This is a genomic window from Sphingorhabdus sp. SMR4y (genome assembly GCF_002218195.1).
GTDB lineage: Bacteria > Pseudomonadota > Alphaproteobacteria > Sphingomonadales > Sphingomonadaceae > Parasphingorhabdus.
The window spans coordinates 484,647-511,109 of the sequence record NZ_CP022336.1 but is presented as its reverse complement, the minus strand read 5'-3'; the positions used below and the strand labels follow the sequence as shown (position 1 = coordinate 511,109).

The window sequence follows — 26,463 nt, the reverse complement described above, 5'->3', positions numbered from 1 at the left end:
ACGTTCCGTTCGTGCCGAGCTTGTCGAAGCACGGGTGGGATGAAGTGGCATTGCTCTGTAGACACTGCCCTTCGACAGGCTCAGGGCGGACGGTTTATTTGAAGATCAATCGTGGGCGGTGCAGCGGCGTGGAAGCGCGTCCGGCGCATGTCCCGTTCGTGCCGAGCTTGTCGAAGCACGGGTGGGATGAAGTGGCATTGCTCTGTAGACACTGCCCTTCGACAGGCTCAGGGCGAACGGGTCTTGTGGTGCTCTAACGCCTCAGGAACAGGCCTCGACATAGCCGAGCACCGGCATCGTGCCGGCGTGGATCTGGCTGACCGTGCCGTCGCTGCCGATTTCGAAACGCAGTGCGGGGGTGCCGTCGGCGGCATCGGGGGCGGTCAGATATTTGGCTGGCGCGTCGACATATTTGTGCGGCGTGGCGGGATAGGGGAAATGTTTTTTCACCGCGGCTTCGGTTGCGCCGGGGCCAATTCCCTCTGCCAGCCTGACCTTGGAACCCTTGCTGATCGAGATGCGGCGGACCTTGCCTTCTTCGACAATGGCATAGGCGTCCGGATAGTCGGGCGAGGACAGCACGCGGCAGACATCCGATGCCTGCGCGCCGCGCTCGGCCCAGCTGCTATCGGGGGGAACCGCCTGACCGATCCGCAGATCGCCCAGTCCGGCGGGGGTGAGCGTGGTTGCCGATGGCGCGGGATCGGAAGCGGGGGCTGTCTTCTCCGGCGCCATCGGCGGTGCGGGTGTCACAGAAACAGTCTCTTCCGCCGTCGGCTCGGGGTCTGCGGAGGGCTGCGAGGAGCAGGCCGCGAGGAGCCCGAGCGGGAGGAGGCTTAGAGATTGCTTCATTCAAGGGTTACGCCGGGGGCGGGGAAAGGTTGCGTGGTGGATGGACAATGCCGGCCAATCGCAATCCATTGGAAACAAACAGATTTTTTGCGAACGCCCGCCGTACACCGTTTTTCAACTGTATCCGGTCATGATCCGGGCAGGAGAAATGGATTAGAAAGAAGGACGGACCGATGGTTTTCATCCTGTCGAACTTGCCCGGGCTGGTGGCCCTGGTGATCGCGTTCATGCTGGGCAGCGCGGTGGAACAATATCGCGTCGGTGCCCGGCGGGCGGCCTGGCGCCGGAGGAACGGTCCGAAATATCACACCGCGGGCAAGAAGAGCGGCGCCGAATTCGCCGCCGGCCAGCTGATGAAGGTGAGCCGCGCCAAATTCACCTCCCGGCCGTTGCTCAACAAGTCGGAGGCCAATGTCTTCACCGCGCTCGACAAGGCGGTGATCGCGCGCAATCCCGGCTGGCAGGTGATGGCGCAGGTCTCGCTCGGCGAATTTCTCGCCAGCCCCGACAAGCAGGCCTTTCTGAGCGTCAATAGCAAGCGCGTCGATTTCGCCCTGATGGACGACCGCTGCCGCGTGGTCCACGCGCTCGAATATCAGGGATCCGGCCACCATGCGGGTGAGTGCGCTGCCGCCCGCGACGCGGTGAAGAAGGAAGCGCTGCGCCGGGCGGGGATCGGCTATCATGAGGTGGTCGCGGGGCATACGACTGCGGGGGAGTTGAGGGCGCTGGTGGAGAAGTTGGTGCCGGTGGGGTGAATCTTCTCTATTCGGATTTGTTTGAGGGAGTATTCAGATGGAAGACGCAGCACTGCGCCGTGACATTGACTTGGCTATCGAGGAATATGAACGGCTTATTGGAGGTTATGCGACTTATACGCACCGTATGATCGATACGTACGGCCCCAAGGAAGCTTTATGCAGATTGATGGCCGATAGTAAGATCCAAAAAGGTTTGAAAACCCTAGCTCGAGCGGGGAAGCTAGACATAAGCTTCGAGGCGATCGTCGTTAGACATAGAGGGTCTTTCAGACAGCCCATTATTGATGCCGCCGAATGGCGTCTGGAACGTGCCAGACTCGGTGACTTCGACTGATTGCACCGGCCCCAGCGCCGCCGCCCGCGATGCGGTCAAAAAGGAAGCGCTGCGCAAGGCCGGGATCGGCTATCACGAGGTGGGCGCGGGACATACGACGCCGAGCGAGCTAAGGGCGCTGGTGGGGAAGTTGATGCCGGGGGGTTGAGGCTGCAAGACTTTGCGTCGCGCATACGGTTATAGTACGCGCAATCTAGATACAAATACTGGGTCTGGTTTATACTATGATCTTTAGCTATACGGCCTCCTCAGCCACCTGCATGTTAGTCCCTAACGCTATACAGGCTTCTTCGTCGAAAGTTAATAAATCTGAAACTACGTACTTCAAATCAGTCTCAAAGGAACTCAACGTCAATTGCTGGCTGATCGCGAACTTGTGAGCTAAGCCTCCTCGTTTCTCTCCCAGAGCTTGAAGCGCATTGACGAGTGATAAATTTGTTTCGCGCGGATCGAAACCAATCGGTAGAAATACGTTGTCCAAATCCTGAGGTTGAATTCCGTTGTTTGAATCCAAAACGTTGCGATATGTTAGAAATGCTTCTTGAGAAAATATATCAAGATTTCTAACAAGATCAGAACCTATCTTTTTTCGGCTTTTTTCCCTAATCTCTACTAAAACCCGGCTTGAAATAAGGGACCTATATATTTATGTGACCCACATCGCGGCTCATGCTTCGTTGCCAAATTTCCAATAATCTGAAGGCTGCATCTAGAGTAGGGGCTTTGCCTAAAATGCTAATCCCTTTTGATTTTTCATCGTCGTCAGTTTCAAATAGAAAATAGCCGTCAAAGCCCAACTCCTCCGACTCCAAGTCGGTAAGGCTATGCGGCGATAGCATGCCCAAGTGTAAAAAACGCTTTTCATCAAGTTGAACTGAACCTAGTATCTCGTCCATGGCTAGAACTCCTGCTCCTAGATCGACCCGCGATCCGCGTATTTCTGTGAATGATTTGGCTTTGTTCATGGTTTCATCTGACACAGCGCGTGTCGGAATAGTCCGGAGAGCCAAAAACCCACAGATACCCCCGATCATCCGATATAAAGATGTTAGAGGCCCAATTTGTGAGCACCTAGCAGATGTTAATCGCGCCGTGAATCCCCTAAATACAGCGGAAACAATGTTTGAACAGCGGATGGTTGATTCGAGCGTGTCTGCCTTGAGACAGGATGATGCCCGCAATTCGATCGAAGTGATACATGGGCTTCAAAGGATGCAGAATCAACTTGGCCAATATTCATTTGCGCGCGCTCCGAGTAGCCAACCTAAGTTGACTATTGAAGGTCTGGAAATTTCTATCCGAGCAGATTTGCTTGTTAACGGTACTGCTCGCAATGGCGACGTGCAGATTGGCGCTGCTGTTTTGAGAATGACACAAAGCGGAGAGACATCTGAAACTGCGCTAACGCGTCGGCGTCAGATGGGTCTCTACGTTGCAACCCTAGCCCGAGCGCACGTTGAACAAAACTTAGCGGGCAATCAAGTACCGACCAACCGCCTTTGTATGTCGATTGATATTCAGCACGGTGAAGTTTTTACCGCTCCCACGTCAAGCACTAGACGAATAAATGACCTTACCAACGCATGTAGATTCATCGTTGCCTTGTGGCCAAACGTCTAGTCTCCCTTTCCCTTAATCGTAAGCTGCTCAGGGTCCGCAACCCTTTTGTTGCCGCCGAGATAATTCTGTGTTGAAACAACCTTCTGGCCAGTTTCCGCCTCGATTTGCTTTCTTGCCCCACCAGCAATAGAGCCACCGGCCTTCGCCGCTTCGGCATTTTCATACAATCCTTGGCTGTCACGCTGCTTCGTGATTGCCGTTGTTGATGTTTCGCCAAGCATGGTGAGAATTAGCTCTAGATCGGTCATATGATCACGAAGGTTTTGGCTACTAAGACCTTTGACGCGTTTGTGGCGGGCAACGCCTACTCCAAATGTATTTTCAGATATGATGTTAGAGAGCATAGCGTATTGCTGGCCTTCTTTGACGCCGCGCTTTGCCCATTCACGGGTTAACTCTTTCCGCGCAACAATTGAACGAACGCGCTTCTCAATCCAGTCGTCAGAATAACCCTTGATCTGATAGGTCATGATTGCCCGTTTTATGGCAATCTCGGGGTCTTGCATTTCCTGGATGCGTTCATAGCCGACCTTGGCTAGCCAGCGTTTGAAAGGTTCTGCCTTAGGTGAAGGAACAGACTGAATAATGCGCAACAATGTTTCGGTATTTGCAACGTCTGATTGACGCATTTTGCCGTCTGTTGCGGGCAATGGCAACTGTCCGATATTTTCGGACAGTTCATCAAAGCCCTCTTTTTCAGATAGTTGACGTTTTAAGTCTGACCAATATTTGCGAGACCGGTCACTATCAGTCAAAGCCCCGATCACATCGACTACGGAGAACATCCACTCTCCGTTATGAAGAATTTTCCGGATTTCTTCCTTCTTGAAGAGTGCGATCTGATGCTCGCCTTCCGGCACCACATCGGTTCGCTCCTTTGAGGCTTCTTCCAGCTCCTCTTTTGTAACTGATCCGAAGCGTTGAAGGGCTTCTTCCAGCTCCATGTCTAAGCCAAATTCTTCGTCATATTTTTTCTTATCGGTCATGCTATCAGTGCCTTGTAGGTCAAGCGTCCGTCAACTTGGGAAAGTAGGGAATTGACGCGCTCACCCTCTTCCATTTCGCGGCGATTAAAGCGCCATGTCATTTCGTTCAGATATTTTGACAGATGTTTGGGCGAAAGCCAATGGTGAGTTCCGATGATCTGGCGCTTGAACAAAGCCCATACGCTTTCAATGCCGTTCGTGTGGATGCAGTAATCGCGAACATATTCTCCCGCACTGTGGACGACACGATGGTGCATATAGTCCGATCCCAAGCCGTTAAAAGCGCCGTGCTCGTCCGTCATAAGTGTTGAACCAGCCTTGACGTTAGCCCTGATAGCGCCCTGAATAGTGCCTGCGCGAAGGTTCGGTGTTTCCATTGTGCGGAGTTCACCGTTGCGCTCTAGGATGCCTAGAACGGCTGATTTTCCCGCGCCACCTTGCTTGCCGCCAGTGCGCTGCCACGAATGTTTGTTTTTTTCTTTTCCGCCGATGAAAGTTTCATCAGCCTCAACTTCGTTTTCCAATGGAGCGTTGAAGCTTTTCGTTTGCGCTGCATGGCGAAGGCGGTGGAGCATAAACCATGCTGATTTTTGAGTTACGCCGATATCTTTGGCGAGTTGAACGCTGGAGATGCCTTTTTTGTGAGACGTAACCAACCAAATTGCCATGAACCATTTGCGCAACGGCAATTTGCTATCTTCAAAAATCGAACCAACGCGGATGGAAAAGCGTTTCCGGCAATCGCCGCACTTATGGTTTTTACCATCGGAGAAATGATAAACCTTCGTGCTACCGCAATGGGGGCAATATGCGCCATCCTTCCAACGGATAGCCTGCAAATGATCAATCGCTGCCTGTTCATTAGGGAAGGCATCCATCATTTCGATCAGGGTATTGAATTGCTTCATTGTAGGGACTCCGTTGCGTCCCTTATTCTATACAAACTTATTTGACCCAAGTCAATGGGTCACATAAATATATAGGTCCCTGAAATAAGAGCTACTAATGCCTTTGTAATTTTTCCCTTTTTAAACTCTTTACGCGCCTCAACAGCAACCTCTCTTCCTAAATCCTCGATATACTCTTCAATTATCGAATGGGTAAGCAACACAAATGATCGCAATTTGAGGTGCTGCAAGTCAGTTTTGCATCCGTTTGGCTCAACATTACTCACTAGTTTACGCGCATGATCAATATTTCGGATCATTTGCTGATACAGAAGCGTTGGCGTTTCCATTTACTTTATATTCGGGATCGGCAACTTGATCCCTGATGCCTGTTCCAGCTTGTCATACCAAAGACTAAAACGCCCCTTAGTGGCCTCATTCGTTTTTGTCGTAACTTCAACATACCTAATGAATTTAGGAGAGTCGGAACAAAGCTCTTTGAAAGCACTTTCAAATTGTTCTGGATTTTCCTGTGCCCAATTCGACACCCTTTTATGTGATAAGGAACCAACCAAAACGTCAAACAAAGCTCGATTGAAACGATATTCGTATCTTTCGCCTAACCATTTCCGGCAAAAGTTTTTGGGACCAAAAACGTTCATACCTATATCGATCGCGAAATTCATCACGTTTAGTCGATCCTGTACCTGTTGAGCGAACTCTGAATTCTGAAATTTTTCATTGTAGATCTTTGCCAGCTCGTCGAGAAATACTTTCAAATTTCCATCGTAAAGCAGCTGATCATCCGAGAACGCCAAAAATCTGACGCATAATTCAACATCATTCATGCGTGCGTCAGGATACTTTTTCTTAAGTAACCGGTGTAGTGAGCTAATGTCTTCGGTCCATTTAATAATGAACTTAAGGAAATCTCCGGGATGCAGAGACATTCTTAATTCCATCGGCGAAAGTCTCACCGAGCCTGAATTTAATCGATGAAAAATTTCATAAAGGACAGCTTCTGAGTTCCATCCTCGCAAAACCGCGGTGCGCAATGTGGCATTCAAAAAGCGATCCCCCCAATCACTCTTGTCTCGAATATCTTCCCACGTTGCACCCTCAAGTTCAGTGAGAATTGTCAAATTGCGAAGTTTGAATTTGTGATTCGATGCCGTCTTGCCATTCATAAATTCGTTGATGGCTGTAAGCCGTTGCTTCCCGTCCAAAACCAGAAACGCACTCCGCGAATTTTCCTTGGAGGACAGAAGTATTTGCGGAATTGGCACTCCCAATAGAACTGATTCCACAAATTTCGATTTCGCTCGCAATGACCATACGTTTCGACGCTGGAAGTCTGGGTCGAGATCAATCTGCTTCCCAATTTGCTCTCTTATCGTTCCAACCGTCCAATCGCTCGGAGCTAAAACCAGTCCGTCGAAATCAGCGAGCGTAACTGTCTGACCATCGGAATCTTCCTGTGGACCATCTAGTTCGAATTCTTCGTCTCTATCCACAAAGTCAGCGTCGTAATTTGGAGTTTTTTCTTCAGCCATTTCTAATCCTACCATTCAGGCCAATATAAAGTCGAAACCTCAAACTGGCAAAAACTTCTGATGGGAATTTACCCAACCTCATCCGCGGGCAAATAGAGCCGGTCTCCCATATCCTTATATTTCTCGCTCATCTCGCGCATGCCTTCTTCCGCTGCCGCCTTGCTCGCCGCCGCCGTATCCGCACCCAGTTTCTCCGAGGCGATGAAGCCTTCGGCGCTCTGGTTCTGTTTGCTGGCAAAGTCGCGGACTTCCTGGCTGATTTTCATCGAACAAAACTTAGGTCCGCACATCGAACAGAAATGGGCGGTCTTCGCGCCCTCTGCCGGCAGCGTCTGGTCGTGATATTGCATCGCGGTTTCCGGGTCGAGCGACAGGTTGAACTGGTCGCGCCAGCGGAACTCAAAGCGGGCTTTTGACAGCGCATCGTCGCGGACCTGCGCGGCGGGGTGGCCCTTGGCGAGGTCGGCGGCGTGGGCGGCGAGCTTGTAGGTGACGACGCCGACTTTCACGTCGTCACGGTCAGGCAAGCCGAGATGCTCCTTGGGCGTGACATAGCAGAGCATCGCCGTGCCGTACCAGCCGATCTGGGCGGCGCCGATGCCGCTGGTGATATGGTCATAGCCGGGCGCGATGTCGGTGGTGAGGGGGCCGAGCGTGTAGAACGGCGCCTCGCCGCAGACTTCGAGCTGCTTTTCCATATTCTCCTTGATCTTGTGCATCGGCACATGGCCGGGGCCTTCGATCATCACCTGCACGTCGGACTTCCACGCACGGTGGGTCAGTTCGCCGAGCGTGTAGAGCTCGGAAAATTGCGCCTCGTCATTGGCGTCGGCAATCGAGCCGGGGCGCAGGCCGTCGCCGAGGCTGTAGGCGATGTCATAGGCCTTCATGATCTCGGTGATGTCGTCGAAATGTTCGTAGAGGAAGCTTTCCTTGTGATGCGCGAGGCACCATTTCGCCATGATCGATCCGCCGCGGGAGACGATGCCGGTGACGCGCTTGGCCGCCATCGGCACGTAGGGCAGACGGACGCCGGCGTGGATGGTGAAATAGTCGACGCCCTGCTCGGCCTGCTCGATCAGGGTATCGCGGAAGATTTCCCAGGTCAGGTCCTCGGCGACGCCGCCGACTTTTTCCAGCGCCTGATAGATCGGCACGGTGCCGATCGGGACGGGGCTGTTGCGGATGATCCATTCGCGGGTGTCGTGGATATTGCGGCCGGTGGACAGGTCCATGACCGTATCGGCGCCCCAGCGGATCGACCAGACCATCTTGTCGACTTCGGATGCGACATCGGACGCGACCGCGCTGTTGCCGATATTGGCGTTGATCTTGACCAGGAAATTGCGCCCGATCGCCATCGGTTCGCTTTCCGGGTGGTTGATATTATTGGGGATGATCGCCCTGCCCCGTGCGATTTCGTCGCGAACGAATTCCGGCGTGACATAGTCGGGAATCGACGCCCCGAAGCTTTCGCCGTCGCGCTTATATTCCTTGAGCCGCTCGCGCCCGAGATTTTCGCGCTCGGCGACATATTCCATTTCGGGGGTGATGATGCCCTGACGCGCATAATGCATCTGGGAGACGTTGGCGCCGGGCTTGGCCCGCAGCACCTTGCGGCGAACATTGGGGAAAGGCGCGACACCGCCGGAGCGGTCGGGGCCGAGCTGGCCATTGTCTTCCGGCTTGACCTCGCGCTGGTCGACTTCCTCGACATCGCCGCGCGCGCGGATCCAGGGGGATCGCAATTCGTTGAGGCCGGTGTTGATATCGATCAGCGCCTCGGGATCGGTATAAGGCCCGCTGGTGTCATAGACTCGCACCGGCGCTTCGCCGCCCTCGAGGCTGATCTCGCGCATCGCGACGCGGATGCCGGAGCCGCTGTGCGCCGCGACATGGACTTTTTTCGAGCCGCTAATCGGGCCTGTGGTTACGCCAATTTCGGTCTTTGCTGGAAGATCAGCCATATCAGGATTGCTTTCTTTTTTGAGTTAAACTTGAAGCCGGACGAAGCCGGCAAAGGCGGCCACGAGGCCGAATATGATGGAGAATATTGCCCAGGCGCGTGCGCCCTTGCCCATCAGGCGGGCGGCAATGCCCATGAACCAGTCGCCGACCGCCATGATCAGCAGGCCTTCGATCAATATCCAGCCGCCGATAACGGTGATCAGGATCGACAGCCAGTCAGCCGGATCGAAGGGATTGACCAGATAGATGGTCGCGCCGAGGATCAGGGTGATGAAGCCGGTAAGAAACTGCAGCGCGCTGCTGGCCTGGACTTCGCGCACCATCCGTCCCCAGAAGCCGGGATTGCGAAATTCGCCGACACCGGCGGCGAGGCCGTAAAGGCCAAAAAATAGGGTGATCCACCCGGTAATATTGCCTGCACTGCCCATCGCGTCTCTCCTTCTGTCCTGAGGGAGAAAGAGCGTATCGGGGATGCCCAAATAACCGCTCCCTCCCTACGCCGGTAAGCCCGTATGAGCGGGGCCGGATCAGGTTCTGCGGGTCGGGCGACGTTACGCGCCCCTCTCAGTCAAACGACTCCCCGGGGAATGTCCGGAGTCTAGGCGCGATAATCGCTTCTGTCGAGAGCCACTGTCAACTTGGCAAAAGAGGATAATGAATATCGATTTACATTGACCGAATCCCGAATATTCTATCCAATATCAAAAGTATAAGATGTTTTTTTCAAGGAGCGGGATGGTGATCGACTTTTGGCTAGCAGACGAAAACATTGTTTTCGCGGCAGCCCTGGTTTTGATGGTCGCTCTTGGTGTTTTGCAACTGATCGGCTTCGGCGGCTTCGACAGCGATGTAGATATGGATGCCGATGTCGATGGCACCGGTGTCGCGGGCGGGCTTCTCTCTTTTTTCGGATGGGGGCGATTGCCGTTCCTGATTCTGCTGGTGCTGTTCCTTCTGGTCTTCGGACTGACCGGATTTGCCGGACAGCAATTCATTCAAACCCTCACTGGTCGACTATTGCCGCCTTCACTGGCGGCGGCTGGCGCGCTGCTCGTGGCGCTGCCATTGACCGGTCTGCTATCAAAGCCGCTGGCAAGGATCATCCCGCAGGACGAGACGACAGCGGTGTCTATCGACGAACTCACCGGCCGCCGCGCCATCATCGACATAGGCACGGCAAAGCCCGGTTATCCGGCCCGCGCCAAAGTAAAGGACCGCTATGGTCACGGCCACGCGCTAATGGTCGAACCGGACAGTGAGGACGGGATTTTTCTTGCCGGAGAAGAAGTGCTGCTGGTGCGCCGAGACGGTGACATTTTCAAAGCCGTTGCAGTGGGCACCCACTGGCTTAGCGAAACTTGACCGGCGCGGTGACAGTTGGCCGGAAGGCAATCAGCGACTTTGGTCTGAGAAGATTTAAAAAACGATGCCGGACCAACGCGCATCGCGAAACGAGAGAGAGAATATATGCTTGAAAACGTAAGCCAGATCGCGATTTATGCTGGCGCCCCTCTGGTAGGCCTGATCATCTTCGCATTGATCCTTACCCGTCTTTACAAACGCGCGACCAAAGAAATTGCTTTCGTCCGGACCGGTTTCGGTGGCGAGAAAGTCGTGATGAACGGCGGCGCCATGGTGTTCCCGGTTTTCCATGAGACCATGCCGGTAAACATGAACACCGTACGACTGGCGGTCGAGCGCAACAATGTCGACGCGCTGATCACGCTCGATCGGCTGCGCATCGATGTGAAAGCCGAATTTTACGTACGTGTACGACAGGATGCACAATCGCTGGCGATGGCGGCGCAGACGCTCGGCCTGCGGACGATGCAGCCGGAGATGCTGAAGGATCTGGTCGAAGGCAAGTTTGTCGATGCGCTTCGCTCGGTTGCTGCCGGCATGACGATGAACGAATTGCACGAACAGCGCGCGGATTTTGTCCAGAAGGTACAGCAGGCATCGTCGAGCGATCTGGCAATGAACGGTCTGGAGCTGGAATCGGTTTCGCTTACCGGGCTGGATCAGACCAGCATCGAACATTTCAACGCCAATAATGCTTTTGATGCCGAGGGCTTGACGAAGCTGACCGAGCAGATCGAACTGCGCAAGAAAGCGCGAAACGATATCGAGCAGGATACACGCGTCCAGATCGAGACAAAAAATCTGCAGGCCGACCAGCGCTCGTTTGAAATCAGCCGGGACAATGAATTTGCGAGACTGGAACAGGAACGCGAGGTCGAGGTCCGCCGAGCTATACAGGCATCGGAAGTAGCGAAGGAACAGGCTGGCCGCGACCGTGACGCGAAAGACGCGCAGATCAAGGCAAAACAGCAGGTCGACAGCAGCCAGATAGAAGCCGACCGAGCTGTTGAAGAAGCCCGTATCGCCCAGACACAGGCGATCGAGATCGCCCGTCAGGAGCAACAGATCGCGATCCAGAACAAGTCGCGCGAGGAAAGCCAGGCCAAGGCCGAGGCCGATGAGGCCCGCGCCAAGGCTGTAGCCGCGGAGGAACAGGTCACCAGTGCGCGGGAAACCGAAATCGCCGACCGCGACAAACGTATCGAACTGATCGAAGCGTCGAAACAGGCCGAGCGTCAGGCCATCGGTGTCAAGGTGCAGGCGGAAGCGGAAAAGGAAGCCGCAGGAAACCGGGCGGCAGCGATGCGACTGGATGCCGAGGGCGAAGCGGAATCGGAAAAGCTTCGCGCCGAAGCTGCTCGGGTGCGTTTCGAAGTCGAAGCCGCAGGACAGCGCGCCATCAACGAAGCGGCGAATATATTGTCATCCGATCAGATTTCGCTGCAAACCAAGATGGCATTGCTCAATGTTTTGCCTGAGGTCATCCGGGAATCGGCCAAGCCTATGGAAGCGATCGACTCGATCAAGATCGTCCAGCTCGACGGGATCAACCAGAATGGCGGCGGCAACAGTGTCGCCAGCAAGGGCGGCACCGGAAATGGCAACAGCGGCAATCTTGCGACCGATGCGGTTTCTGCCGCCCTGTCCTATCGTGCCCAGGCCCCGGTTATCGACGGGCTCATGAAAGAACTGGGGCTAGATGGGTCCTCGCTTGAAAATCTGGTTTCGGGCGCAACGAAAGTCGCCGATGAAAAGGTTGTACCTGTGGAAACCGACAAAGAGGAAGTAACCGGAAAGCCGTTACCACGCCCGGACAACAAGAAGGAAAGCACAAGCAAGGAAAAACCACCAGGGAATTGAGTGGGCGATACGGCCGCGCCTCTCCTAGTCCAAGACACCTAAAACGTGTAGCCTACTCCGATCGCGCCGAAAAACTGGTTGGCGCTGCCACGGACTGACGTGACCGGGGAGCGTTTCGGGTCGCCCAGCATCCGGGAATAGCCGCCGAGGAAGATCATGCTGAAACCGCCGTTGGTGACGTCGCCATCCAGATCGACTGCGGTCAGCATGGTCGCGCCTACATTTTTCCAGCCGCTGTCTGCAGTGAAGGTCGGCAGGCCACTGGCCGCCGAGCCGGTTGGCGATATGCTGAAATAATAGTCGGCATAGTCATCGTCGACATATTCCGCGTTGATCGAAAAGCTGGTCGCGATACCGCGGCTGAGCGGAGTGAAATAGGTCAGGCTGGGGAAAACTACCATACCGTCGTGCGCGCCAGCGACATCCCAGCGCACATCGACCTGCGCGGTCAAAGAGTCATAGGGGTTGAGCACCCGGTTGACCTGGACACCGGCAAACGGACCAACCTCGACCGCAAAGTCGAGCTTGCCTAGCGACTTGACCACCTCGTCTTCGATCGAATTGTGGCGATCAAATCGCGCCCGGACCACCGGCCCGAAGATGAAATCCACTTTTGCGCCATCGCGATCCGGAATGAAATCGAGCGCAACACCCGGTCCACGCGGCTGAAAATCGACACCGCCGAAGCTGCCCAGCACCACCGGCAAGGGTGAAACTGTGTAATTGTCCGATCCTTCGTAGCTGGACCCCACGGCGACGCCGATACCCGCGGTCAGATAATCGCCGTCAAATACCGATTCTTCAGCCGGCCCGCGCATCGGCTCTTCCTGCGCGAGCAGCGGAGAGGACAGGCCAAAACCCAGAGAGAGCAAGATGGCGTGGCGGATCATGTGCGATTGTTTCAAGACTGTTTCCCTGTTGGTTGCGCGCTGGTTCAACGCGCGGACCGCTTTACGGTTCCATCCCGCTATAAAGCCCGACAGCCAAAAGGGATAGAGTTGCTAGACCGATTGCTCTTCTGCCATCATCGCCAGCAGCGCCAAGAATTGTTCCGGCAGATCATCGAGCGCGAGTTCTTCCCAGAAACCGCTGGCTTCTGACAGTTTCTCGAACAGCACGCAAAGCTCTGGATCAAGCCAGCTTCCGGCCCGGTTCCGGACCTCGGCCAGCGCGGCTTCCCTGCCCCTCGTGCTATATACGTCATCAGCTATCTGCGCCAGAAGCGCAATCCGGGCAGTGATGTGGATTTCACTGCCGGCAAGACCAAGGGGCAAACCGCCGCCGTCCCAATGTTCACCAAGATGCGCTAGGGCGATGGCCACGTCTTTTGAAAAGCCGGACGGAGGGGCGAAAACGGATCCGCACTCGCGGCGGTGCACTACGCGCCCCGCTCTGCTCTCGCCACCATTTTCACGGACTGAACCCTGCGGGTGCTCCCGTCTGCGGCCTGGCGCATCGACGCCGGTCGCACCGGTCCAATATTCGTCGAGTTCCTTCAACAACACCGCGCAACAGACATCGCGCAACGGATCACCCTTCATACCCCTTGCCATTGCCAACTGGATGGCTATCCAGCTGGAACGAATGCTGGGTCCGGCAGACTGTCCCTCGCTGAGGTCCAGCACAGAGGAAAAGGCATCGACGATATCCGGCAGGCGGGCCTGTTGCGTGCCCTCTTTCTGGTTGAATAGCATATGGCGGGATTGATACATATTACGCAGCTCCTGATCGGTCTCAGGAGAATGCCGCGAGAGTCCTAGGCAACGGTTAATTTTTTCCGGATTACAGGATATATTTCATCCGCACCGCATAATGCGCATCATCACTGCCGATGGTGAACTGGGCCGATTTGAATTTCGGCGGGCCCATGCCGATTTTTGGGTTGCGGGAAAAGCCGAAACCCTCGCGCGGCAGGAACAGACGCAGGTCCATTTTGCCGTTGGCATTCTCGTCATGCACCAGCGCAACGGCATAGGTGCCAGGTTTGACATCCGCGATCTGGACAGTTCCGGCCTTAACCGCCGATATCTTGAGTTTGCGGGCCTGCTTGTCCTTGCTGCAATCCGGGAAAAATTTCGGGTTTGCGCTCAGACATACCAGCACATTGCCCTTGTCGGAACGCAGTCCGGTGATCGCCAGATCGATCGAAGCGGAAATTGCCGGCGCGGACGGGGCCGGAGCCTCACCTGCAGACGCGCTCGCTCCGAGCAACAGCGCCGAAGCGGCTGCCATCTTCGGCAAGCCCGATATCCGTGCCGCAAAGCCTGTCCCAAAAACGGAAATATAACCCATAATTACCTCGATATGTTTCGTGATGTTTCTCATGATGTGTCGCGGTGATCAGCCATCTGCCCAATCGCCCGCGCACCAGCCAGCGCGGAAACATTTCCCATCCCATGTGATTGGTTACGCCCATAACCGTCATGGTCAGCAATACCAAACCCAAAACACCGACATGGACCGGGATCGCCATTACGAGAGCCGGAATAACAACAGCACCGCTGACAGCCTCAACCGGATGAAAGCTCATCGCGGCCCACGCAGTCGGCGGACGGCTGTCATGGTGGACGGCGTGAGCGATCCGGAACCATTTTGGCCGGTGAAACAGCCGGTGGGTCCAGTAGAACCACGTGTCGTGCAGGAAGAGATACAGGAAGAAGGAAAGCGGTAAATACCATATTGGGTACATGTTGAAATCGGTATATATTCTGGTCCAGCCGGCATTTTGCCAGGCCCAGGCGACAATGCCGGCCGGCACGCCATAAATGGCGGCAGACAGAAGCGACCAGCGGATTTCCCGTCCTATCTGCGGCTTTAGCCTGTCATAATGTCCCGGCCGCACCCGACCGGTCAGCCAGGCGAAGAATCCGCTGCTGAGCAGATAGCGACCACCGACGATAAGCGTCATGGCGAGAGCCGATATCAGCACGGGGAGCGCATAGTTCATGACACCGGAATATGGTGCAGACCGGAACGGAGCAAGCAATAAAGCATAATCGCCACTACCGGCTTTCAGACAGGCTTTCCCCTGCCCGTGGCTTCGGCTAAGGCACGACAATGCCGAAAAAAGTCAGCCCCTCCCACCAGTGTGATCTGGCTATTGCCGGCGGCGGGCTTGCGGGCGGCCTGATTGCGCTTGCTCTTGCAAAATTGCGTCCGGAACTGAATATTGCACTGATCGAGGCCGAGGACCATTTTGGCGGCAATCATATCTGGTCCTTTTTCGAAAGCGACATCGCAGCAGAAAATCGCTGGCTGGTTGATCCGCTGATCTCGCGTCAGTGGGACAGCTATGACGTCCATTTTCCTGAATATAGCCGCCGTTTGAGCAACGGCTATTTTTCGATAGAGTCGTCCAATCTCGACAGCACATTGCGCAAGCGATTGCCGCCGAAGACATTGATCACCGGACAACGCGCCGAGGCACTGGAAAATGGCAGGGTCATTTTGGCCGATGGCGCAACCGTTACGGCACCCGCGGTAATTGATGTTCGCGGTGGCGGTAATATGTCGGCACTGGAAACCGGCTGGCAGAAATTCTGCGGGCAGATGCTGAAACTGCGGCAGCCGCACGGGCTGGAACGGCCGGTCATCATGGATGCCACGGTCGAGCAGATTGACGGCTATCGCTTTATCTATTGCCTGCCGTTCAGTGACAGCTGCGTGTTCGTCGAAGACACTTATTATTCCGATACAGCGGACCTCGACAGCACGACCTCGCATGACCGGATTGCCGAATATGCCTCTCGGCAGGGATGGGATATAGACAGAATATGCAGCACAGAAAAAGGGCAGCTCCCGGTCATCTATGGTGGCGACTTTGACGCTTTCTGGGCCGCCAACGGAACGATTGACGCCCGCGCCGGAGCACGGGCGGCGCTGATCCAGCCCATCACCAGCTATTCGCTGCCGATGGCCGTCAAAACCGCTTTATTGATTGCCGAGCTACCGGAGATCAATCAAAGCAGCTTGGACAAGATGCTGCGCAGTCTGGCCGCGAAGCACTGGAAAGACGGAAAATTCTACCGATTGCTCTGCGCCTTTCTGTTTCTCGGCGCCGATCCGGACCAGCGGTACAAGACATTGCAATATACCTATGCCAAGAACGAGCAATTGCTCGCCCGTTTTTACGCCGGGACATCGACGCGTATGGATCAGCTCAGCCTGTTGTCGGGCAAACCGCCGATCCCCGTCTCCCGCGCCATGCCGCTTTTTTTGAAATATAGATGAGTATGATTGTCCAATGAGCAAGCTTACAAGATCGCAGAATGAACTTTTCAGGAAAGCCGCTGTTATCGGTTCCGGTTTCGGCGGCCTGGCGCTCGCCATCCGGTTACAGTCGGCGGGCATCCAGACGACCATATTGGAAGGCCGCGACAAGCCGGGCGGACGCGCTTATTATTGGGAGAAGGAAGGCTTTATCTTTGACGGCGGTCCGACCGTGATCACCGACCCCGATTGCCTGTCGCAACTGTGGGAACTAACCGGTCATGATATGGCGAAAGATATTGAGTTGATGCCGGTTTCGCCTTTCTACAGGCTCAACTGGCCCGACGGCACCAATTTCGACTATGTTAACGATCCAGAGGAGCTCTACGCCAATATCGCGGCGATCGAACCCGACGATGTCGAGGGCTATAAGAAATTCCTCGAATATAGCGGCGGGCTGTACGAGGAAGGCTATGTCAAGCTGGGCACCAAGGCGTTTCTCGATTTCAAATCGATGATCAAGGCGGCGCCTGCGCTGATGAAATATGAGGCCTATCGCTCGGTCTATGCCAAGGTCTCCGGATTTGTAAAAAACGAGAAGCTGCGGGAGTTCCTGTCCTTCCAGTCGTTGCTGGTGGGCGGCAATCCAATGAAGACCAGCGCGATTTACGGCCTGATCCACAAGCTTGAACGGCTTGGCGGAGTCTGGTTTGCCAAGGGTGGGACCAACATGCTGGTCGCCGCGATGGTAAAGCATTTCGAGCGGATCGGGGGCGTGATCCGGCTGGATGACCCGGTGACCAGCATCGATACGATCGGCGACCGCGCATCCGGCGTGACCTGCCAGTCCGGCTGGAGCGAGACTTTTGACGCGGTCGCCTCAAACGCCGACGTCATGCACAGCTACCGTGACCTGCTCGGGCACAGACATCGCAGCACGACCGTCACCAGGAAGCTGAAGAAAAAGACCTATTCGCCATCGCTATTCGTCGTCCATTTCGGCGTAAAAGGAAGCTGGCCCGGCATTCCCCATCACATGATCCTGTTCGGACCGCGCTATAAGGGACTGCTCGAAGATATTTACGACAACGGCGTGCTGCCGAGCGACTTCTCGCTCTATCTGCACCATCCGACGGTGACCGATCCGGAAATGGCACCCGAGGGGCACAGCACTTTCTATGTCCTGGCGCCGGTACCGCATCAGGGCAAGTTGCCGATCGACTGGGAGGAAATGGGACCGATCTACGAGAAGCGCATTCTCGATGAAATCGGCCATCGACTGATCCCCGACATCCACGACAGAATCGTCACCAGCTTCCATTACACCCCGCAGGATTTCGGCACAGACCTCAACGCCCATCTCGGCAGCGCATTCAGTCTCGAACCGCTGCTCACCCAGAGCGCCTGGTTCCGGGTACACAACCGCGACGATGTCATCGACAATCTTTATTTTGTCGGTGCCGGCACCCATCCCGGTGCGGGCATTCCGGGCGTCGTGGGCAGCGCCAAGGCAACCGCGGAGCTGATGCTGGAAGAACTTGGATAGACGCGATGAATCGCAGAAATCTTGTTCTCCACGCCAGAAGCAGCATTGAACGCGGATCAAAATCCTTCGCCCGGGCTTCGAAGCTCTTTTCGAAACAGACCCGCGAAAGAGCCTGGCTGCTCTACTATTGGTGTCGGGCCTGCGACGATCTGGCCGATGGTCAGGATCATGGTCACGGCATGTCCACCGTGCCCCATCCGGAGAAAACCATCGCCGCCATGCGGATGATGACAGCGCGCGCGCATGGCGGCGAGCAGACCGGAAATCCTCCGTTTGACGCCTTTGGCATGGTCGCACAGGAATGCCACATTCCCAAATATTTCGCCGATGACATGATCGACGGCTTTGCGCTGGATGCCAGGGGCTGGCGACCGGAGACGGAAGATGACCTGTTTCAATATTGCTATCATGTCGCCGGCGCGGTCGGCTGCATGATGGCGCTGGTGATGGGCGTACCGGCGCGGGACCATGAGCTACTCGACCGCGCCTGCGATCTGGGCCTGGCGTTTCAGCTTGCCAATATTGCCCGGGACATAGCCGAGGATGCCCAGGCGGGCCGATGCTATTTGCCGGCAGACTGGATTACGGAAGCCGGCATTGATCCGGATCATCTGCTGGAGCCGGCGCATCGGGAAGCGCTGGTGCATCTGGTCAATCGCCTGTGCGATCTGGCGGGCAGCTACGAAGCGTCTGCGCGCGTCGGAGCATCGAACCTGCCCTTCCGCTCGCGCTGGGCCGTGCTGGCAGCGGCTGGCATCTATGGCGATATTGCCAGAGCAATCCGGAAGAGCGACGGCGCATCGCTCGAGCGCCGCATTTATACCGGCAAGATCAAGAAACTGCGCGCTATCATGAAAGCCTTTGGCCAGGCCCTGATCAAATCAGCCGGGCGCGACCGTGACGGATTATGGACAAGGGCCCGGGCCACCCGTCTGCCTTAGTGGCTGGCACCGTTCTCTGTTACATATTTGCCGATCCGCTGGACTGCCTCATCATATAGATTGGGGGAGCAGCACAGCACGCCGAGAGCCTTGCCGTGGGTCCCGTTATACACCAGGGTTTCGCCCAGCGCGTTGGTCACGCTGGCGCCTGCTTCCGCAGCAATGACATGGGCTGCGGCGATATCCCATTCATGGCCCCAGCGGGTGGAGGCGACGACATCGGCGCGGTCATCCGCCACCATTGCCATGCGTAGTGCAATACTATTGGGTTTGGTCACCGCTGTGAGGTCGAGTTCGGGCGGCAGTTCTTCGGCGGGAATCCGGCATCCCTGATATTGCGTGCGCCGGCTGGCGGCAATCGACCGGCCATTGACCTCGGTATGGCTGCCGGCCTTGGCTACCCATGTTTCCTGCAACGCCGGTGCCTCCAGAACCCCGAATATGGGCGCATCATTCTGAACCAGAGCAACTGAGACACACCAGCCGGTTTTTCCGGCTACATAGTCCTTTGTACCATCAATCGGGTCGACTACCCAGGTCAGTTCCTCACCGGCGCCGCTATGGTCAATATGGGTTTCTTCCGACAACCAGCCAGCGGACGGCACCAGCTTTTCCAGTTCGGCACGCAAGAAACTGTCGACCGCGAGATCGGCATCGCTGACGATCTGCCCGGGGGATTTCTCCCAGATATTGGCTTCCTTCTTGCCCGGAGCCCAGTGGCGCATGGCTAACGCCCCGCCCTGTTTGGCGATCGCGATAACCCGGTCAAAATCTATGTCAGCCAATTCTGTCTCCATTCAGCGCGAGCCCGTCGCCAACCTGTCGGACCCGACAGTCGTCACCCGCAAGCCACCCCGGCAACGGCTTTGCCTAGCCGCCCGCCACTGTCATGCTGTCGGTCCGTAAAGTCGGCACATTGGCGGCATAGCGATAGTCCAGATCATCGGCTGCGACGAGGCTCTTGAACATGTCCTTGAGATTGCCGGCAATGGTGATTTCCGAGACGGGTGGTCCGATCTCTCCATCAGTGATCAGAAAACCGCCCGCACCGCGGCTATAATCGCCAGTGACGGGATTGACACCCATGCCGATCAGTTCGGTTATATAGACGCCATGCTGAATATCCCTGATCAGTTCCGACTTGCTGATCGCCCCATTGCTCATGTGCAGGTTGGTTACACTCACGCCCGGCGCACCACCGACTCCGCGCGAAGCATGGCCGGTCGGCTGCAGGCCTAGCTGGCGCGCCGAAGCGCTTTCCATGATCCACTGAGTCAGACGGCCGTTATCGATCAATTTGGTTTTCGCCGTTGGCAATCCCTCGCCGTCAAAGGCCTTCGAGCGAAGCCCGCGCCTGCGATGCGGACAATCGATGATCGACACCGCGCTGTCGAATACCTGGCTGTCGAGAGCATCCAGCAGAAAGCTGGTTTTACGCGCGATGGCGCTACCGGAAATAGCCCCGATAAAATGACCGAGCAGGCTGTTGCCGACGCGGGGATCGTAGACGACCGGCATGGCACCGGATTGGAAACTGACGGGATTGAGCCTTGCAACGGCGCGTTCGCCGGCTTCCTTGCCAATATCTTGTGCTGAGTCCAGATCTTCGAGAAAACGCACGCTGTCATAGGCGTAATCGCGTTCCATGCCATCGCCCTTGCCGGCAATAACGCTGGCGGACAGGCTGTAGCCGCTCGTTGAGTAGGCACCGGAAAAGCCATGACTGGTGGCCAGAGCAACAATGCTGCGCCCGGCGCTGGCACCACCGCCTTCGCTGTTGGTCACGCCCTCGACCGCTCGCGCGGCGTCTTCCGCTTTCAACGCCAATTCGCGCAAAAACTCGGGATCTGGATCCTGGCCGTCATCGCCTTCGATCGCGTGGGGTTCTGATTTAAGCAGCAATTCTTCGGGCGCGAGACCGGCAAACTGGTCTTCCGGGGCCTCTTTGGCCATGTCGAGTGCACGCCCTACCAGCGCGGACAGAATCTGGGGATCCATGTCGGAGGATGATACTGTAGCCGACCGTTTGCCGACAAAAACCCTGAGACCGATTTCTTCTCCCTCGGACCGCTCGACATCTTCCAGATTGCCGAGACGCATCTGCACCTGGGTTGCGGCATCGCATACGTAGATGGCATCGGCGGCATCAGCACCGGCTTTTTTGGCTTGGGAGATCAGGGCGTCAGCGCGGTCCTGCGCTTCAGAAGGTTTTAGCATGGGCTGGACATAGGTGCGGCGCCCAGCAAGGTCAACGATCTGGTGCCAGATGGCGAAGAAAGCGTTGTCTGTTCCGGGAGACCGCCAAATACCGGCCGCTATTCAGACGATGGCTCCGATGGCTGTGATCAGAGCGACAAAGACAAATGGTAAACCCAGAGCCAATAGCCACAAAAGTGACTGATCTGCGCGGAATTTTGCGGCCAGGCTCTGATCGGTCAAGCCGCTGTTGTGCATATCTGCCCAACGTTTTTCGAAATTTCTGCAGAAGGGAATGATCACGGCAACGAGCACGATCAGTCCAAAATAGGGAGCGATCGACATGCCCTTGGTTTCGATGAAGCGCAAAACCACGAAAATCTGCAAGATGGTATAGACCAGCAATGCGGCTGCGCAATTGTTGCTCATCTTCTTGTCCCAGCGGACGCCGTGATGCTGAACATCGTGTCCCGCCTGGTGCTTGCTGACTGATTTTCGAGACGCTGTTGCGACCATTTCCATTCCCCTCAAAATATCATCTCCAACTGTCGCCGGAGTTTGCCCCCGTACGACCTTTCCATGACACTATACGCTAATTGTTCCAAAAGCCAAATATGTCGTTTCTCAGCACTTTATGTCGGAATAATCCGGTTCTGCTTGCCAAAAATTACGACATAAGACAGAATCAGTTTTCAAACGCAATCCAAATTCGGGGGCCGTCATGACCATATCTCTTTCCGATCCACTGGCACTTCCCTGCGGAGCCACCCTGCCCAACCGGATCGCCAAGGCTGCCATGACCGAGGGCATGGCGACCCCGGACGGTGTTCCAACGCCGGAACTGGAGCGGCTGTACGGGCTCTGGTCGGATGGCGGTGCCGGCATGCTGCTCAGCGGCAATATCCAGATCGACCGCGACCATCTCGAGCGTCCGGGCAATGTCGTCATCGATCGCCCGGCGAACGAGGCGATGATGGCAGCACTGGCCAGCTGGGCGCAGGCGGCGACGCGCAACGGCAACCATTTCTGGGCTCAGATCAGCCATGCCGGCCGGCAGACGCAGAGCAATGTCAACAAACATCCCAAGGCCCCGTCAGCGGTCAAGCTCGGCCTTCCCGGCGGGCAATTTGGCGAGCCGGTGGCGCTGACCAGGCAAGAGATTGAAGACCTTGTCGACCGCTTCGCGCTGGCCGCAAAGACCTGTCGGGCAGCCGGCTTTACCGGCGCGCAGATCCATGCCGCCCATGGCTATTTGCTCAGCAGCTTTCTCAGCCCGCGATCCAACCAGCGTAGCGACGAATATGGTGGAAGCCTGGAAAATCGGGCGCGTTTTCTGCTGACCGCAGTGGCAAAGGTCCGCGCCGCGGTCGGCCCGGATTTCCCGATTTCGGTCAAGCTGAACAGCGCCGATTTCCAGAAAGGCGGGTTCAATTTCGAGGACAGTCTGCAAGTCGTGCGCTGGCTGGAGGAAGCCAGCGTCGATCTGGTCGAAATCTCCGGCGGCACCTATGAACAGCCCGCGCTTATGGGATCGGACGGAATCGAGGAAAGGGAGGAGCAGAATGTCGCGCCGTCGACCAAGGCGCGCGAAGCCTATTTCGTCGATTTCGCCAAGGCGATGCAGGATACGGTCAAGGTTCCGCTGATGGTAACCGGCGGCTTCCGGACCCGGACAGCGATGGAAACAGCCCTCGCCAGCGGCGCTGCCGACCTGATCGGTCTTGGCCGTCCGATGTGCGTCATGACCGATGCGCCGAAGCGTTTAATGGAAGATTTGGAAGCATTGCCACGGTTCGAGGACAGGCTTCACCTGCTCCCCGACTGGCTGGGCTTTCTGATGCGCTTCCAGACGGTCAAGGCGGTCGCCAGTTTCGCCGTCATATTCTGGTTCTACGAACAGCTCGATAAGCTTGGAAAAACCGGCAAAACCGACCCGAATCTTGGCGTTTTTAGCGCATTTCAGGCAGTAGAGAAACGAAACAAGCGCATTTTGGCCGCGCGCAGCCCGGCCTGAACCGGGACTGCGCGCCTTTCTGTTGGAAATTGTCCCCTCGAGGGCCCGTTGGCTAGATATTGGTGCTCGTCGGAATCTGGCTCGGTTGCAGATAGACATAGGGATGCATGCGCCGCTGGTTGCGGGCAATGATCCGCGACTCCACCGCTCGCAGCCCGGCCTGGAAACGCGCCAGTGGTCCTTCATCACCGGTGATCACCGGATCCTGGAACCAGGGCTTGTAGGGAAAGCGGTTGGTGCGATAGTCGCCAAGCGGTCGATAATAGACCGAACCCAACAGTTCGAGCGATGACAATTGCAGCAAGCCCAGCGACATGGGCGGCATATATTGGATCCATTCTTCCTTGCTGTGTCCGGTCTGCTCGCCGGGCGCTGCTGTCCAGCCTGCCCCGGTGATTGCAGGCGCAAACGTCATCAGCGTACGCTGTGGAAAATTGACAGCCGCATGCTGGGCGCTGGCCGTGAAGATGATCATCGTGCAGACGTCGATGAGCTGGGCGCGGGTGGTGATCGGTCGGAAGCCGACGATATGACCCTCCGATGCGATCGAGGACACCCACAGGGCCAGCTCGCTGTCGCCGGTGACGGCGTCGTCATCGCTATAATAGATGTTGATATATTGCGCGGCCCAGTCGTGGATCGCATCCCAGACCAGAATGGCGTCATCGCGATAGGGATAGTCCGGCAAACAGGCGGGATCGGCGACGTTGCGTTCGGCAAAATCCACCGGCGTCATTTTCTTGTAAAAGTCAAAGGACAGGCGGGCCTGGACGGCGGCGAGCTGGCTGGATTCGATCGTGCCGCCAAAAAAGTCGTCGATCGGGCCACCCTTGTTGATCAGGGTTTCCACCGCCAGATTGTTGATGAACAAGGTGCCCTCGAAATGCGGTACCAGCAACGACCAGAGCGGATGGACATTGGCGAGATTGCGCCGGGTGGCCACGGCAATGGCTTCGCTGACCAGATGGGTACCGGCAAGATGAACGAAAAGTTCGTGGTAGTTGCAGTCGGCGACCTGGACGATGAATTTCGCCATTTCCCAGCCCCATTTTTCGGACGCGGAGTCCGAAGGGGTCATTACCGGATATTGGCTGTTGTCCTGGCCGCACTGGATGGCAACCGGCTTGAGCGACGACCCTCCCGGCGGCACGGCAAAGAGCGCCATCGGCCGATAGACATATTTCGCATGGCCTTTCCAGACTCCCGCAACAAGCACTTCCAGGTCGTTATAATCACAGAGAAACACCCGCCCGTCTTCCAGAGCTTCCGACAGGCTGTCTCCGCCGATCACCGCGGCATATTGTGCCGCCGTCACCGGGAAATTGTCCGGGATCCGGTCAATACCCTGCAGCAGCATCGGATTGGGTCCGGCCACGCGCAGCCGGGCAAACTGGTCATCATCCTGGAACGTATAGGCAATGCCGGGAGTCGGCAGCGTCTGGTAGAGATCGCGATAGGCCTCGATCGAACGCGTATGCGCGGCTTCTTCGGCCTTGAGAATATCGACGATGATGGTGAGGATGTCGCGCAGGGCGCTGTCGTGCGCCTTCAGCTCTTCGATATCGGCCCCCTGGACGGCTTCCTCGATGCTCTTTTCGAGACCCGGGCCGGCTTCGGCGACCCGATGCTTCTCGCGCAGGGCCTCCACTTTTGCAGCGATGTCGCGGGCATCCCCCATTGCGTCGCCGACGGTTTTCTTCGCCGCTTCGTCGAGTCCGGAAAATATCGGTTTCAGCAGCACTGCCTTGACATTTTCCAATATGGCGATGCTCACTTCAAGCACCTTGAACCACCATTCGATAGACGGCTGGTCATCGGACGGCACATGCGTGGCCAGAGGGACACCGGGCAAGCTGGCCATGTCGGTAGTCCATTGATATTGCGTCGATGTCGCGTTGATCTGTTCCCGGCGCTCGACGCGCTGTTCGGGCGTGTCGTTCTGCGGCAGGCTGGGATTGCTTGCGCCGCGTTTCACCGCCTCTCCTGCACCTGTGTGAGTAGCGATAATCGAGCTGGCATTTTCAAAGGACATAGAGACTTCCCCCCGGTTGGATTTCAGACCGCGTCATCCTAAATATTCTTAGTTAACTTGATGTAAACGGCGGTATATCAAATCCTTTGCAAGCCAGTTGCAAGCTGACTTCTGGACCAGGACAGCAAGCTTAACGCGACATTTACATTTAGCCGTTACCTACGCTGCATGCAGTCACTGATCCGACAGTTTATCCATCGCCTCATACCGCCGGTTCCCGAAACCGTCCGTGATGAATTTGCGATATTGAGCGCCACCCGTTTGCAGAGCCAGTCGCGTGCGCTTTTTCTCGCCATGTTCCTGACCATTCCTTTTGTTCTCTACGCCTCCAGCGTCGGAGCCGAGCCTTGGATCCGCTATGGCATGCCGCTCGCAATGGGCAGTTGCTGCCTGATCGGCTTCCTATCCCTGATCAAGGACCGCAACGCTTCAGGCAGCCCCGATCTGGCGCGAAAGTTTATCGCCGAAGCCACTTTCTTCTCCGCCGCGATATGCGGTCTTGTCAGCATCTGGTGCGTGCTCAGCTATGTCCATGCACCGGAGGATATGAAGCTCTTCTATCCTTTCACTCTCGCGATGGGCTCGCTGACGACCATTTACACGCTGGCGACGATCCGCCTCGCGGCAATCCTCAACATCATCATCGGGATCATGCCGATCACGATCATCCTGCTGTTGTCCCGCGATCCCCTCGCCTGGTCGGCGGCGGCCAGCCTGATCATGGTAACGACATTTCTGTACCGGCTGATCACCCAGCAGAATGACCAGTTCATCCACATGTTGCTGCTGCAAAATGATATGAGCAAACTGGCCCATACCGATCCGCTGACCGGCCTGTTCAACCGCCGGGTGCTGGCAGAAAATCTCGCCCGCCAGATCAACGAGCAAGACGTTGAGCGGACATTTTCGGTCGCTCTGGTCGATCTTGACGGGTTCAAGCCGGTCAATGACCAATTCGGTCATGCCGTCGGCGATCAATTGCTGGTCGAAGTCGCGAAGCGTCTACGCAAGGCCTGCGGTGACAACGGTATTGTCGCGCGGATGGGCGGCGATGAATTCGCCGTCTTGCTGTCGCCGGATTCCGCCATCTCCGACACCGCCTGTGCGGACCATCTGCTGGCTGCATTGGTCCCCCCTTGCGTGGTGCAGGACCATGTCATCCGGGTGCGGGCCAGTGTCGGTATTGCGACCTGGCCGCTCGACGGAACGACGGCGAACAGCCTGCTCGAATCCGCCGACCGGCAGCTCTATGCCGTGAAGAACTATACCGCCAAAGCCAAGGTCTTCGCTTCAAAGAACGCCGAAAAGGTCCGCACGACGTCAGGATAACCACCGTCTCGGC

The 26,463-nt window shown here is 56.3% G+C and carries 27 protein-coding genes and 1 riboswitch; of the genes, 11 read left to right on the top strand and 16 right to left on the bottom strand.

Annotated features, from left to right (window positions below):
- Nucleotides 1-261 precede the first annotated feature (261 nt).
- Complete coding sequence (locus SPHFLASMR4Y_RS02395) at nucleotides 262-753, bottom strand: hypothetical protein (RefSeq protein WP_260807040.1); 492 nt, start codon at nucleotides 751-753, stop codon at nucleotides 262-264.
- Nucleotides 754-1,025: 272 nt separating this feature from the next.
- On the opposite strand from SPHFLASMR4Y_RS02395, the gene SPHFLASMR4Y_RS02390 reads away from it, so the two are divergent.
- From SPHFLASMR4Y_RS02390 to SPHFLASMR4Y_RS16995, 3 genes are read left to right on the top strand one after another with little or no spacing between them, the layout of a single operon-like run.
- Nucleotides 1,026-1,610 carry a DUF2726 domain-containing protein gene (locus tag SPHFLASMR4Y_RS02390; protein ID WP_089132135.1) on the top strand — a complete coding sequence of 195 codons (585 nt, stop codon included), beginning with the start codon at nucleotides 1,026-1,028 and terminating at the stop codon, nucleotides 1,608-1,610.
- A 37-nt stretch (nucleotides 1,611-1,647) separates the two neighbouring features.
- Complete coding sequence (locus SPHFLASMR4Y_RS02385; protein ID WP_089132134.1) at nucleotides 1,648-1,947, top strand: hypothetical protein; 300 nt, start codon at nucleotides 1,648-1,650, stop codon at nucleotides 1,945-1,947.
- Nucleotides 1,934-2,095, top strand: a complete 162-nt coding sequence (locus SPHFLASMR4Y_RS16995; protein ID WP_186266118.1) for a hypothetical protein — start codon at nucleotides 1,934-1,936, stop codon at nucleotides 2,093-2,095. The genes SPHFLASMR4Y_RS02385 and SPHFLASMR4Y_RS16995 overlap by 14 nt, the downstream gene beginning before the upstream one ends.
- A 490-nt stretch (nucleotides 2,096-2,585) precedes the next feature.
- Here SPHFLASMR4Y_RS16995 and SPHFLASMR4Y_RS02375 read toward each other — a convergent pair whose 3' ends face one another.
- Nucleotides 2,586-2,912, bottom strand: a complete 327-nt coding sequence (locus SPHFLASMR4Y_RS02375) for a hypothetical protein (protein WP_186266117.1) — start codon at nucleotides 2,910-2,912, stop codon at nucleotides 2,586-2,588.
- Between the two features lie 154 nt (nucleotides 2,913-3,066).
- Here SPHFLASMR4Y_RS02375 and SPHFLASMR4Y_RS02370 point away from each other — a divergent pair, with 154 nt between their 5' ends.
- On the top strand, nucleotides 3,067-3,567 hold the full coding sequence (locus SPHFLASMR4Y_RS02370) for a hypothetical protein (RefSeq protein ID WP_222102945.1): 501 nt from the start codon (nucleotides 3,067-3,069) through the stop codon (nucleotides 3,565-3,567).
- Here SPHFLASMR4Y_RS02370 and SPHFLASMR4Y_RS02365 read toward each other — a convergent pair.
- From SPHFLASMR4Y_RS02365 to SPHFLASMR4Y_RS02340, 6 genes are all read right to left on the bottom strand, one after another.
- A complete protein-coding gene (locus tag SPHFLASMR4Y_RS02365; RefSeq protein WP_089132130.1) occupies nucleotides 3,564-4,553 on the bottom strand; it encodes a Bro-N domain-containing protein in 990 nt (329 codons plus the stop codon). The two genes, SPHFLASMR4Y_RS02370 and SPHFLASMR4Y_RS02365, sit on opposite strands and share 4 nt — an antisense overlap.
- Nucleotides 4,550-5,461, bottom strand: a complete 912-nt coding sequence (locus SPHFLASMR4Y_RS02360) for an IS1595 family transposase (RefSeq protein ID WP_089132129.1) — start codon at nucleotides 5,459-5,461, stop codon at nucleotides 4,550-4,552. The genes SPHFLASMR4Y_RS02365 and SPHFLASMR4Y_RS02360 overlap by 4 nt, the downstream gene beginning before the upstream one ends.
- 59 nt (nucleotides 5,462-5,520) lie before the next feature.
- The gene (locus tag SPHFLASMR4Y_RS02355) at nucleotides 5,521-5,790 is read right to left on the bottom strand and encodes a hypothetical protein (RefSeq protein WP_089132128.1); all 270 of its coding nucleotides are present in this window, start codon (nucleotides 5,788-5,790) and stop codon (nucleotides 5,521-5,523) included.
- A complete protein-coding gene (locus SPHFLASMR4Y_RS02350) occupies nucleotides 5,791-6,993 on the bottom strand; it encodes a DUF262 domain-containing protein (RefSeq protein ID WP_089132127.1) in 1,203 nt (400 codons plus the stop codon). It abuts the gene before it with no gap.
- Between the two features lie 68 nt (nucleotides 6,994-7,061).
- Nucleotides 7,062-8,960 (bottom strand): phosphomethylpyrimidine synthase ThiC, encoded by a 1,899-nt coding sequence (gene thiC / locus SPHFLASMR4Y_RS02345; protein ID WP_089132126.1) that lies wholly within the window; start codon nucleotides 8,958-8,960, stop codon nucleotides 7,062-7,064.
- Between the two features lie 24 nt (nucleotides 8,961-8,984).
- Entirely contained in the window at nucleotides 8,985-9,389 is a 405-nt protein-coding gene (locus tag SPHFLASMR4Y_RS02340; RefSeq protein WP_089132125.1) for a hypothetical protein, read from the bottom strand.
- A 46-nt stretch (nucleotides 9,390-9,435) separates the two neighbouring features.
- Nucleotides 9,436-9,554, bottom strand: a riboswitch (TPP riboswitch).
- A gap of 142 nt (nucleotides 9,555-9,696) precedes the next feature.
- Here SPHFLASMR4Y_RS02340 and SPHFLASMR4Y_RS02335 point away from each other — a divergent pair.
- Together SPHFLASMR4Y_RS02335 and SPHFLASMR4Y_RS02330 are read left to right on the top strand one after the other, a co-directional pair.
- Complete coding sequence (locus SPHFLASMR4Y_RS02335; RefSeq protein WP_089134624.1) at nucleotides 9,697-10,323, top strand: OB-fold-containig protein; 627 nt, start codon at nucleotides 9,697-9,699, stop codon at nucleotides 10,321-10,323.
- Nucleotides 10,324-10,428: 105 nt separating this feature from the next.
- Entirely contained in the window at nucleotides 10,429-12,183 is a 1,755-nt protein-coding gene (locus SPHFLASMR4Y_RS02330) for a flotillin family protein (protein ID WP_089132124.1), read from the top strand.
- Nucleotides 12,184-12,221: 38 nt separating this feature from the next.
- Here the strand turns inward: SPHFLASMR4Y_RS02330 and SPHFLASMR4Y_RS02325 are convergent, their stop codons facing one another.
- The 4 genes from SPHFLASMR4Y_RS02325 to SPHFLASMR4Y_RS02310 form a co-directional block, all read right to left on the bottom strand.
- Entirely contained in the window at nucleotides 12,222-13,088 is an 867-nt protein-coding gene (locus tag SPHFLASMR4Y_RS02325; RefSeq protein ID WP_260807039.1) for a MipA/OmpV family protein, read from the bottom strand.
- A gap of 96 nt (nucleotides 13,089-13,184) precedes the next feature.
- Nucleotides 13,185-13,895 (bottom strand): HD domain-containing phosphohydrolase, encoded by a 711-nt coding sequence (locus SPHFLASMR4Y_RS02320; RefSeq protein ID WP_089132122.1) that lies wholly within the window; start codon nucleotides 13,893-13,895, stop codon nucleotides 13,185-13,187.
- A gap of 70 nt (nucleotides 13,896-13,965) precedes the next feature.
- On the bottom strand, nucleotides 13,966-14,415 hold the full coding sequence (locus SPHFLASMR4Y_RS02315) for a DUF2141 domain-containing protein (RefSeq protein WP_089132121.1): 450 nt from the start codon (nucleotides 14,413-14,415) through the stop codon (nucleotides 13,966-13,968).
- Nucleotides 14,366-15,130, bottom strand: coding sequence for a sterol desaturase family protein (locus SPHFLASMR4Y_RS02310; protein WP_089132120.1), 765 nt, complete (start codon nucleotides 15,128-15,130; stop codon nucleotides 14,366-14,368). Before SPHFLASMR4Y_RS02310 ends, SPHFLASMR4Y_RS02315 begins: the two co-directional genes overlap by 50 nt.
- A gap of 110 nt (nucleotides 15,131-15,240) precedes the next feature.
- Here SPHFLASMR4Y_RS02310 and crtY point away from each other — a divergent pair, with 110 nt between their 5' ends.
- Genes crtY through SPHFLASMR4Y_RS02295 form a run of 3 tightly spaced genes read left to right on the top strand, consistent with a single transcriptional unit; the run spans nucleotide 15,241 to nucleotide 18,879 of the window.
- Nucleotides 15,241-16,413, top strand: a complete 1,173-nt coding sequence (crtY, locus tag SPHFLASMR4Y_RS02305) for a lycopene beta-cyclase CrtY (protein WP_089132119.1) — start codon at nucleotides 15,241-15,243, stop codon at nucleotides 16,411-16,413.
- A 13-nt stretch (nucleotides 16,414-16,426) separates the two neighbouring features.
- Nucleotides 16,427-17,938, top strand: coding sequence for a phytoene desaturase (locus tag SPHFLASMR4Y_RS02300; RefSeq protein WP_089132118.1), 1,512 nt, complete (start codon nucleotides 16,427-16,429; stop codon nucleotides 17,936-17,938).
- Nucleotides 17,939-17,943: 5 nt separating this feature from the next.
- Entirely contained in the window at nucleotides 17,944-18,879 is a 936-nt protein-coding gene (locus SPHFLASMR4Y_RS02295) for a phytoene/squalene synthase family protein (RefSeq protein WP_089132117.1), read from the top strand.
- Here SPHFLASMR4Y_RS02295 and SPHFLASMR4Y_RS02290 read toward each other — a convergent pair.
- From SPHFLASMR4Y_RS02290 to SPHFLASMR4Y_RS02280, 3 genes are all read right to left on the bottom strand, one after another.
- The gene (locus tag SPHFLASMR4Y_RS02290; protein ID WP_260807038.1) at nucleotides 18,876-19,664 is read right to left on the bottom strand and encodes an inositol monophosphatase family protein; all 789 of its coding nucleotides are present in this window, start codon (nucleotides 19,662-19,664) and stop codon (nucleotides 18,876-18,878) included. The genes SPHFLASMR4Y_RS02295 and SPHFLASMR4Y_RS02290 overlap by 4 nt on opposite strands.
- A gap of 85 nt (nucleotides 19,665-19,749) precedes the next feature.
- Nucleotides 19,750-21,096 carry a TldD/PmbA family protein gene (locus tag SPHFLASMR4Y_RS02285; RefSeq protein WP_089132115.1) on the bottom strand — a complete coding sequence of 449 codons (1,347 nt, stop codon included), beginning with the start codon at nucleotides 21,094-21,096 and terminating at the stop codon, nucleotides 19,750-19,752.
- Nucleotides 21,097-21,198: 102 nt separating this feature from the next.
- Nucleotides 21,199-21,591: a hypothetical protein gene (locus tag SPHFLASMR4Y_RS02280; protein ID WP_186266022.1), complete on the bottom strand. Its 393-nt coding sequence runs from the start codon at nucleotides 21,589-21,591 to the stop codon at nucleotides 21,199-21,201.
- Nucleotides 21,592-21,796: 205 nt separating this feature from the next.
- Here SPHFLASMR4Y_RS02280 and SPHFLASMR4Y_RS02275 point away from each other — a divergent pair, with 205 nt between their 5' ends.
- Complete coding sequence (locus SPHFLASMR4Y_RS02275; protein ID WP_089132114.1) at nucleotides 21,797-23,089, top strand: NADH:flavin oxidoreductase/NADH oxidase family protein; 1,293 nt, start codon at nucleotides 21,797-21,799, stop codon at nucleotides 23,087-23,089.
- 52 nt (nucleotides 23,090-23,141) lie between these two features.
- Here SPHFLASMR4Y_RS02275 and SPHFLASMR4Y_RS02270 read toward each other — a convergent pair whose 3' ends face one another.
- Nucleotides 23,142-25,121, bottom strand: a complete 1,980-nt coding sequence (locus SPHFLASMR4Y_RS02270; RefSeq protein ID WP_089132113.1) for a lipoxygenase family protein — start codon at nucleotides 25,119-25,121, stop codon at nucleotides 23,142-23,144.
- A gap of 168 nt (nucleotides 25,122-25,289) precedes the next feature.
- Here SPHFLASMR4Y_RS02270 and SPHFLASMR4Y_RS02265 point away from each other — a divergent pair, with 168 nt between their 5' ends.
- Nucleotides 25,290-26,450 (top strand): sensor domain-containing diguanylate cyclase, encoded by a 1,161-nt coding sequence (locus SPHFLASMR4Y_RS02265; protein ID WP_089132112.1) that lies wholly within the window; start codon nucleotides 25,290-25,292, stop codon nucleotides 26,448-26,450.
- Nucleotides 26,451-26,463 lie beyond the last annotated feature (13 nt).

Bases quoted from the DNA above. Each gene is read 5' to 3' on its own strand.
- SPHFLASMR4Y_RS02310 (WP_089132120.1), bottom strand. From the start codon at position 15,130: ATGAACTATGCGCTCCCCGTGCTGATATCGGCTCTCGCCATGACGCTT.
- SPHFLASMR4Y_RS02280 (WP_186266022.1), bottom strand. From the start codon at position 21,591: ATGGTCGCAACAGCGTCTCGAAAATCAGTCAGCAAGCACCAGGCGGGA.
- SPHFLASMR4Y_RS02285 (WP_089132115.1), bottom strand. From the start codon at position 21,096: ATGCTAAAACCTTCTGAAGCGCAGGACCGCGCTGACGCCCTGATCTCC.
- crtY (WP_089132119.1), top strand. From the start codon at position 15,241: ATGCCGAAAAAAGTCAGCCCCTCCCACCAGTGTGATCTGGCTATTGCC.
- SPHFLASMR4Y_RS02265 (WP_089132112.1), top strand. From the start codon at position 25,290: ATGCAGTCACTGATCCGACAGTTTATCCATCGCCTCATACCGCCGGTT.
- SPHFLASMR4Y_RS02275 (WP_089132114.1), top strand. From the start codon at position 21,797: ATGACCATATCTCTTTCCGATCCACTGGCACTTCCCTGCGGAGCCACC.
- SPHFLASMR4Y_RS02315 (WP_089132121.1), bottom strand. From the start codon at position 14,415: ATGGCAGCCGCTTCGGCGCTGTTGCTCGGAGCGAGCGCGTCTGCAGGT.
- SPHFLASMR4Y_RS02375 (WP_186266117.1), bottom strand. From the start codon at position 2,912: ATGAACAAAGCCAAATCATTCACAGAAATACGCGGATCGCGGGTCGAT.
- SPHFLASMR4Y_RS02300 (WP_089132118.1), top strand. From the start codon at position 16,427: ATGAGCAAGCTTACAAGATCGCAGAATGAACTTTTCAGGAAAGCCGCT.
- SPHFLASMR4Y_RS02330 (WP_089132124.1), top strand. From the start codon at position 10,429: ATGCTTGAAAACGTAAGCCAGATCGCGATTTATGCTGGCGCCCCTCTG.
- SPHFLASMR4Y_RS02340 (WP_089132125.1), bottom strand. From the start codon at position 9,389: ATGGGCAGTGCAGGCAATATTACCGGGTGGATCACCCTATTTTTTGGC.
- SPHFLASMR4Y_RS02370 (WP_222102945.1), top strand. From the start codon at position 3,067: ATGTTTGAACAGCGGATGGTTGATTCGAGCGTGTCTGCCTTGAGACAG.
- SPHFLASMR4Y_RS02335 (WP_089134624.1), top strand. From the start codon at position 9,697: ATGGTGATCGACTTTTGGCTAGCAGACGAAAACATTGTTTTCGCGGCA.
- SPHFLASMR4Y_RS02355 (WP_089132128.1), bottom strand. From the start codon at position 5,790: ATGGAAACGCCAACGCTTCTGTATCAGCAAATGATCCGAAATATTGAT.
- SPHFLASMR4Y_RS02385 (WP_089132134.1), top strand. From the start codon at position 1,648: ATGGAAGACGCAGCACTGCGCCGTGACATTGACTTGGCTATCGAGGAA.
- thiC (WP_089132126.1), bottom strand. From the start codon at position 8,960: ATGGCTGATCTTCCAGCAAAGACCGAAATTGGCGTAACCACAGGCCCG.
- SPHFLASMR4Y_RS02360 (WP_089132129.1), bottom strand. From the start codon at position 5,461: ATGAAGCAATTCAATACCCTGATCGAAATGATGGATGCCTTCCCTAAT.
- SPHFLASMR4Y_RS02320 (WP_089132122.1), bottom strand. From the start codon at position 13,895: ATGTATCAATCCCGCCATATGCTATTCAACCAGAAAGAGGGCACGCAA.
- SPHFLASMR4Y_RS02270 (WP_089132113.1), bottom strand. From the start codon at position 25,121: ATGTCCTTTGAAAATGCCAGCTCGATTATCGCTACTCACACAGGTGCA.
- SPHFLASMR4Y_RS02365 (WP_089132130.1), bottom strand. From the start codon at position 4,553: ATGACCGATAAGAAAAAATATGACGAAGAATTTGGCTTAGACATGGAG.
- SPHFLASMR4Y_RS02350 (WP_089132127.1), bottom strand. From the start codon at position 6,993: ATGGCTGAAGAAAAAACTCCAAATTACGACGCTGACTTTGTGGATAGA.
- SPHFLASMR4Y_RS02295 (WP_089132117.1), top strand. From the start codon at position 17,944: ATGAATCGCAGAAATCTTGTTCTCCACGCCAGAAGCAGCATTGAACGC.
- SPHFLASMR4Y_RS02390 (WP_089132135.1), top strand. From the start codon at position 1,026: ATGGTTTTCATCCTGTCGAACTTGCCCGGGCTGGTGGCCCTGGTGATC.